This window comes from Microcystis sp. M_OC_Ca_00000000_C217Col (genome assembly GCF_007095585.1).
Lineage (GTDB): Bacteria > Cyanobacteriota > Cyanobacteriia > Cyanobacteriales > Microcystaceae > Microcystis > Microcystis panniformis.
In genome coordinates this window covers 23,566-29,565 of the sequence record NZ_SFBV01000159.1, presented here as the reverse complement: position 1 = coordinate 29,565, position 6,000 = coordinate 23,566, and the positions used below count along the sequence as shown (strand labels likewise).

The window sequence follows — 6,000 nt, the reverse complement described above, 5'->3', positions numbered from 1 at the left end:
TGTGTGGAAACGAGGTCTATACCGATAGTTTCTTCCGCAAAATAGTCCTAAAAGTTTTGCCCAATAAGCACTTCAGGGTTCCATAAGCAAAAATTATCACACAAAGTCGAGAAGAGCCGTTATCAGTTATCAGTTATCAGTTATCAGTTATCAGTTATCAGTTATCAGTTATCAGATGTGAGTTTTTAAGTGTGCGGTATTAAATAAGTACCTAAACAAAATTAATTACACATCTAAGCTCTCAGCCGTCAGCCTTTTGCTGTGAGTAAACAGTGAACTGAAAACTCAAATCCGATCCCTAATAGCTGTATCGGAGTCTCCCGTCTCGGAGTCTCCTGTATCGGAGTCTCCTGTATCGGAGTCTCCTGTATCGGAGTCTCCCGTCTCGGAGTCTCGACTAGGAAATTAATTTTGCACGACTACTTAGAAGTTTTCTACTGTCTTTTTACTGATTACTGATTACTGTTTACTGATTACTGATTACTGATTACTGATTACTGTTTACTGATTACTGTTTGCTGTTTACTGCTATGAATTTTCCCTTGATTTCTGTCATCATACCCACCTATCGACGCGAAGAGCCTCTTAAAGATACTCTCGATGACCTGCTCAAACAAGATTATCCCGATTTTGAGGTGTTAGTTATCGACCAAACCGCTACCCATAGCCCTGAAATACAATCCTATCTAGAAAATCTGGCTAATCAGCACAAAATTAGCTGGTATCGGCTAGATTGGGCGAGTTTACCCGGTGCCAGAAATTATGGAGTCCGTCGCGCCCAGGGCGATATCGTTCTTTTTATTGATGATGATGTGCGGCTACCGGATAATTATCTCAAAGCACATAGTGAGAATTTTGTCAAGAACCCTGAGATAGGTGTAGTGGCCGGTCGGGTATTCGATCGCATGAAATTAGGTGACTCCCAAAAAATGGTGACAGATACCGGCAAACCCTACGAAATCGACTTTTTACCCCCCCAAGCGATGGATCCGGGCATTGCTTGGTATTACATCGATCTTGTCCACACCACTAAACCCCAGCAGGTAATCTCGGCCCGGGGCTGTAATATGTCTTTTAGAAAGGATATATTTACGAAATATGGCATTTGGTTCGATGAACGCTTTCGTGGCAGTGCCGTGCGCGAGGAATCGGATTTTTGCTTAAGGTTACGCCGGACTCCCTATCATGTCTGGTACGATCCCACCGCTTATCTGGTTCATTTAGGGGAAGAAACCGGCGGCTGTCATGATATTAGCACTCGTTCTCTGAGTTATCAGACGACTTTTTATCATAATCACTTTCTGATGGCCCTGAAAAATCTCACTCCCGCTCAACAATTGCGACTCTATGCTAAATTATTTGATTGTCACGTTCTTGGCAATCCTCCCTGTAATAAAGGTGGTTCCCCGATTAAAATCCTTTCTAGGGGAATTTTTTATGGTTTAGGTTTTCTGGATGCTCTGAAAACTCAAGTTAAGTCCCTCTGGAATGATGGCCAAATTTATACAAAACTAGATAATCTATGAGAATTTTAGTCGCTAGTCATACATATATAGTTGATCTCAACTGTGAGAAACTGCGCTCCCTGACAAGATTAAATCCCAATATTGAGGTTACTATTGTTGTTCCCCAACGTTGGCAACCGGGAGGAGTCCAAAATAAAATCATTGAAAGTCAACCGAAAATAGCCGATAATTTCCGAGTCATTCCTATCTCTAATTTTAGCCAGAATAACCAATCTTTATTAACTTTTGGCACTGATATAATTCCTTTATTGCAAAAATTTAGACCCGATATTATTCAGGTGGAACAGGGTTCTAAATCTCTCGGTTATGCACAATTTATTACTCTGAACCGTTTCTTAAATCTACGAGCTAAAAATGTATTTTTTACTTGGTGGAATCTTCCCTATACTCCTAAATTTCCCATCTCTTGGTTAGAAGCTTATAACCTGAAAAATACCGATGGTTTAATTGCCGGTAATCAGGACGGAGTAGATGTTTTAAAAGAACGGGGTTACAGGGGTAAATACACCGTTTTACCGCAATTAGGCGTGGATGAAGTTCTTTTTTCCCAAGGCAAGCAACCCGATTTAGCCCGATCTTTAGGCATTGAAAGCGATGAATTTGTGATTGGTTTTATCGGTCGTTTTGTGGAAGAAAAAGGCATTTTAACCTTGATTAAAGCTGTAAATAAATTAACAGGTAAGTGGAAGTTATTACTGTTAGGTCGGGGCATCCTGAAAGATAAAATAGTCAGGGAAGCTACAGCCGCAGGAATAAGCGATCGCTTGATGATAGTGGAAAGTGTTCCCCACGATCAAGTAGTTAATTATATTAACCTGATGAACACTTTAGTTTTGCCTTCAGAAATCACCTATCGGGTCAAAACTTTAACGGCCGTCGGTTGGAAAGAACAATTCGGTCATGTTTTAATTGAAGCTATGGCCTGTCAGGTTCCTGTTATTGGTTCCGATTCAGGAGAAATTCCCTTTGTTATTGCTGATACGGGGTTAATTTTTCCCGAAAAAGATGGGGAAGCACTGGCTAAATCTATACAAATTCTCTTAGATAATCCCAGCTTCGCTCAAGAATTAGGCCAGAGAGGTTATCAGAGAGTAATGACCAATTATACTAATAAAGCCCTCGCTCAAAAACAATTGGATTTCTATCAACAATTACTCCCTCGGTGATCGGGTGTGGGGTGTGGGGTGTGGGGAGAAAAAAGCTGATAACTGATAACTGATAACTGATAACTGGTTATGAACCATTCTTGGCATCCCCTAGTCTAAAGGGACAAGTAGCTAGGGGTGAGGGGAATGATCGAGGTGATAACCGAGAAGCAAACAAGTGTGAGCGATCGAGAGTTAATTTTAAAATGTCAAAGGGGTGATAGGGGTGCTTTTCGTCACCTTTACCGTCTCTATCAACCAAAAATCCGCTCTACTCTCTATCAACTCTGTGGACAGGAATTCCTAGAGGATTTTGTCCAAGAGGTATTTTTAAGAGTGTGGCACGGGTTGCCGAAATTGCGTTCACCTGAATACTTTTCCACTTGGGTTTATCGGATCACCTGGAATGTGGCGATCGATGGTCGGCGACAATTAGCCAAAAGACAAATGAGGATGGCCAAAAGCACTGATCAGGAAAACTCCCTTGATAGCGAATCCCGTCCCCAAGATAGTCCCGATTTGATGCAACTGCATTATGAGGAAGTGGTCCGACAAGGGTTAGAAATTCTCAGTTTAGAACATCGCGCTGTCCTTGTCCTTCACGATCTAGAGGACTTACCCCAAAAGGAAATCGCTCAAATCTTAGAAATTCCCCTCGGTACGGTGAAATCACGTCTTCATTATGCGCGTAAAACCATGGGTCAATTTTTGCAAAAACAAGGAGTTCTCTAATGTCCCCAGAAGATGACAAAGTGGTTAATTTTCTGCGTCGATATCGTCCATCGCTGCCACCTCGACCGATAGATGAAGAAGAACAATTAATGCAAATGATTAGGGGAGAAAGACCGGTAACTTGCCCAAAATTGCTGCCTTTATTGGGGTTGATCACTGGTATTACTGCCTTATCGGCACTGATTTTTGCTTCCTATCGTTGGTCTGATCCTCATCCACAACTGAGCCAAATTTCCGACGAGCAGTTAGAAGCTTTTTTAGTGGAGAGTTGGAACCATAGCATCGCTCCACCGATTGCTGCTCCTAGCGTTTATAGTTCGCCTTGGATGAGCTTAAACGAGCCTCAACTCACCTATTCTACCTATAATCCTTAATTTCTTTGTGGAGATCAATTATGTCCCTTTCTACTGTCTCGATTCTTGGCACGACCATGGCTTTAACTCTGGCCGCTAACCTGGCCCCAAGTGCCACTGTACTATCCTATCCCCACGATGGTCTATTTATTGCTCAAACTAGCTCTCCCCAGCGTCCTGAGAGTCGTCGAGTGAATAATTCTCGAGAAAGACTAATCGAACAATTAAACCTTACCGATGACCAAAAGTCGAAAATTGCCGCTATTGGTCAGAAATACCGGGGACAAATGCAAAAATTGCGAGAAACCATGAGAAGCAACCAACAAGAATTAAATAGTTTATTATCGAATAATGCCTCTGATCGAGAGGTCCGTTCTAAACATCAGCAAATATCTCGGAATCGCCAAGAAATGAGTAACCTGCAATTTGAAAGTTTTTTGGAAATTCGCCAAGTGTTAACTCCCGCTCAAAGAACGGAATTTTCCCAGTTAATGCAGCAACGTCGCTCTAATTCCCGCAATCGCGGACGACAATAATTCCCATCAGTGCGGATTAAGATCGAGTTTGATGCCGATACATTAGAAAAACGGAAAGGATGGGTTACTTGCCCATCCTCAACTTATCATTGACTAATAAATTATCGTTTCCAAGTGACCTTTGGTAGGATATGATTCATATCTACCCGATTTTTATACTTGGTGGCGAAGTTCAAGAGGGAATCGAGGAGAGAATCGGAGAGATAGTGAGGTTGTAGGCCTAGATCGAGTAATTTTGTGTTTTTAGCGTTAAAATAATGTTCCTCTAACTCGATGCGCGGGTTGTCAAGATTGTTAATCTCCACATTTAACCCTAACGCAGAACCAGCTTTTTTCACCATCAGTGCCAAGTCACCGACGCTAAACAGTTCGGTAAATTGGTTAAAAACGCGAAATTCCCCCGATTGAGCAGGATTAGCGATCGCTAATTCCAAACAACGCACGGTATCGCGGATATCTAAAAATCCTCGCGTTTGACCACCTTTACCGTACACTGTCAGGGGATGACCGATCGCCGCTTGAATACAAAAACGGTTTAAAGCAGTGCCAAAAACCCCATCGTAATCGAGACGGTTAATTAACATCTCATCCATTCCTGTCTCTTCGGTGAGGACTCCATAAACCACCCCTTGATTGAGATCTGTAGCTTTTAAACCCCACATCCGACAGGCAAAATGGATATTATGGCTATCGTGGACTTTGCTGAGATGGTACATACTACCGGGCTGTTTGGGATAGGGTAAAGTATCCTTACGACCGTTATGTTCGATCGTGATGTAGCCTTCTTCAATATCTATATTAGGTGTGCCATACTCACCCATGGTTCCCAGTTTTACTAGGTGCGCTTCGGGAAATTCCTCTTTCATCGCGTAGAGGATGTTTAAATTGCCAACCACGTTGTTAACTTGGGTTAAAACCGCGTGTTCGCGATCAATCATGGAGAAGGGTGCAGATCTCTGTTCTCCAAAGTGAACAATGGTGTCTGGTTGAAACTGTCGCAGGGATTGAATCAAAAAGTCGTAGTCATTAATATCCCCGACAAAAAGATCGATCGATTTTCCCGTTAGATCTTGCCAGCGTTGAATCCGATCAGATATGGGTGCGATCGGTGTTAAGGTATCGCAGCCTAATTGTAAGTCCCAATAGCGACGAACTAAACTATCAAGTATGCCTACTTCGTAACCTCTATTTGATAGATGGAGTGCCGTTGCCCAACCACAATAGCCGTCTCCGCCAATAACCAAAACTCTCATACAATATCTGTAAAGTTTATATACTCGTCTTTGGTAACTCTAGCAGTTTTGTGTCACGCTTTACCAGCTTAATCCCCCTGAACATAGCGGGGTGTGGGGTGATGGGGAAATGGGGTGATGGGGAAATGGGGTGATGGGGAAATGGGGTGATGGGGAAATGGGGTGATGGGGTGATGGGGTGTGGGGTGTGGGGAGAATAAATAAAGGTAGTCTATTGACAACTGCTCACTGATTACCACTGTCCACTGAAAACTCAAATCTGCTCACTGCTCACTGATGACTGATAACTGATAACTGATAACTGATAACTGATAACTGCTCACTGCTCACTGATAACTGATAACTGATAACTGATGAGGGTGTTCTAGAAAACTTGACAAGGGAACGGATTACAGGGAAACTCAGCTTGTAATCGGTGGGCTTTGCTGACGAGAAAACAAAAGCCAAAAATCTAG

At 42.6% G+C, this 6,000-nt stretch carries 7 protein-coding genes; 5 read left to right on the top strand and 2 right to left on the bottom strand.

The window, feature by feature from the left end; translation table 11 throughout:
- Positions 1-530 precede the first annotated feature (530 nt).
- The 5 genes from hpsN (at position 531) to EWV66_RS09325 (ending at position 4,292) form a co-directional block, all read left to right on the top strand.
- Positions 531-1,526: a hormogonium polysaccharide biosynthesis glycosyltransferase HpsN gene (gene hpsN / locus EWV66_RS09345; protein WP_052276940.1), complete on the top strand. Its 996-nt coding sequence runs from the start codon at positions 531-533 to the stop codon at positions 1,524-1,526.
- Positions 1,523-2,692 carry a hormogonium polysaccharide biosynthesis glycosyltransferase HpsO gene (hpsO, locus tag EWV66_RS09340; RefSeq protein ID WP_052276941.1) on the top strand — a complete coding sequence of 390 codons (1,170 nt, stop codon included), beginning with the start codon at positions 1,523-1,525 and terminating at the stop codon, positions 2,690-2,692. The genes hpsN and hpsO overlap by 4 nt, the downstream gene beginning before the upstream one ends.
- 126 nt (positions 2,693-2,818) lie before the next feature.
- Entirely contained in the window at positions 2,819-3,403 is a 585-nt protein-coding gene (locus EWV66_RS09335; protein WP_002788823.1) for a sigma-70 family RNA polymerase sigma factor, read from the top strand.
- Positions 3,403-3,777, top strand: coding sequence for a hypothetical protein (locus EWV66_RS09330; RefSeq protein ID WP_052276942.1), 375 nt, complete (start codon positions 3,403-3,405; stop codon positions 3,775-3,777). Before EWV66_RS09335 ends, EWV66_RS09330 begins: the two co-directional genes overlap by 1 nt.
- A gap of 20 nt (positions 3,778-3,797) precedes the next feature.
- Complete coding sequence (locus EWV66_RS09325) at positions 3,798-4,292, top strand: Spy/CpxP family protein refolding chaperone (RefSeq protein ID WP_052276943.1); 495 nt, start codon at positions 3,798-3,800, stop codon at positions 4,290-4,292.
- Between the two features lie 101 nt (positions 4,293-4,393).
- On the opposite strand, the gene EWV66_RS09320 is transcribed toward EWV66_RS09325, so the two are convergent.
- Both EWV66_RS09320 and EWV66_RS09315 read right to left on the bottom strand, forming a co-directional pair.
- Positions 4,394-5,545, bottom strand: coding sequence for an NAD-dependent epimerase/dehydratase family protein (locus EWV66_RS09320; RefSeq protein ID WP_052276944.1), 1,152 nt, complete (start codon positions 5,543-5,545; stop codon positions 4,394-4,396).
- 270 nt (positions 5,546-5,815) lie between these two features.
- A complete protein-coding gene (locus EWV66_RS09315) occupies positions 5,816-5,992 on the bottom strand; it encodes a hypothetical protein (protein ID WP_287108115.1) in 177 nt (58 codons plus the stop codon).
- Positions 5,993-6,000 lie beyond the last annotated feature (8 nt).

Excerpts from the sequence above, each read along its gene's own strand:
- EWV66_RS09325 (WP_052276943.1), top strand. The coding sequence starts at position 3,798 with ATGTCCCTTTCTACTGTCTCGATTCTTGGCACGACCATGGCTTTAACT.
- hpsO (WP_052276941.1), top strand. The coding sequence starts at position 1,523 with ATGAGAATTTTAGTCGCTAGTCATACATATATAGTTGATCTCAACTGT.
- hpsN (WP_052276940.1), top strand. The coding sequence starts at position 531 with ATGAATTTTCCCTTGATTTCTGTCATCATACCCACCTATCGACGCGAA.
- EWV66_RS09320 (WP_052276944.1), bottom strand. The coding sequence starts at position 5,545 with ATGAGAGTTTTGGTTATTGGCGGAGACGGCTATTGTGGTTGGGCAACG.
- EWV66_RS09335 (WP_002788823.1), top strand. The coding sequence starts at position 2,819 with ATGATCGAGGTGATAACCGAGAAGCAAACAAGTGTGAGCGATCGAGAG.
- EWV66_RS09330 (WP_052276942.1), top strand. The coding sequence starts at position 3,403 with ATGTCCCCAGAAGATGACAAAGTGGTTAATTTTCTGCGTCGATATCGT.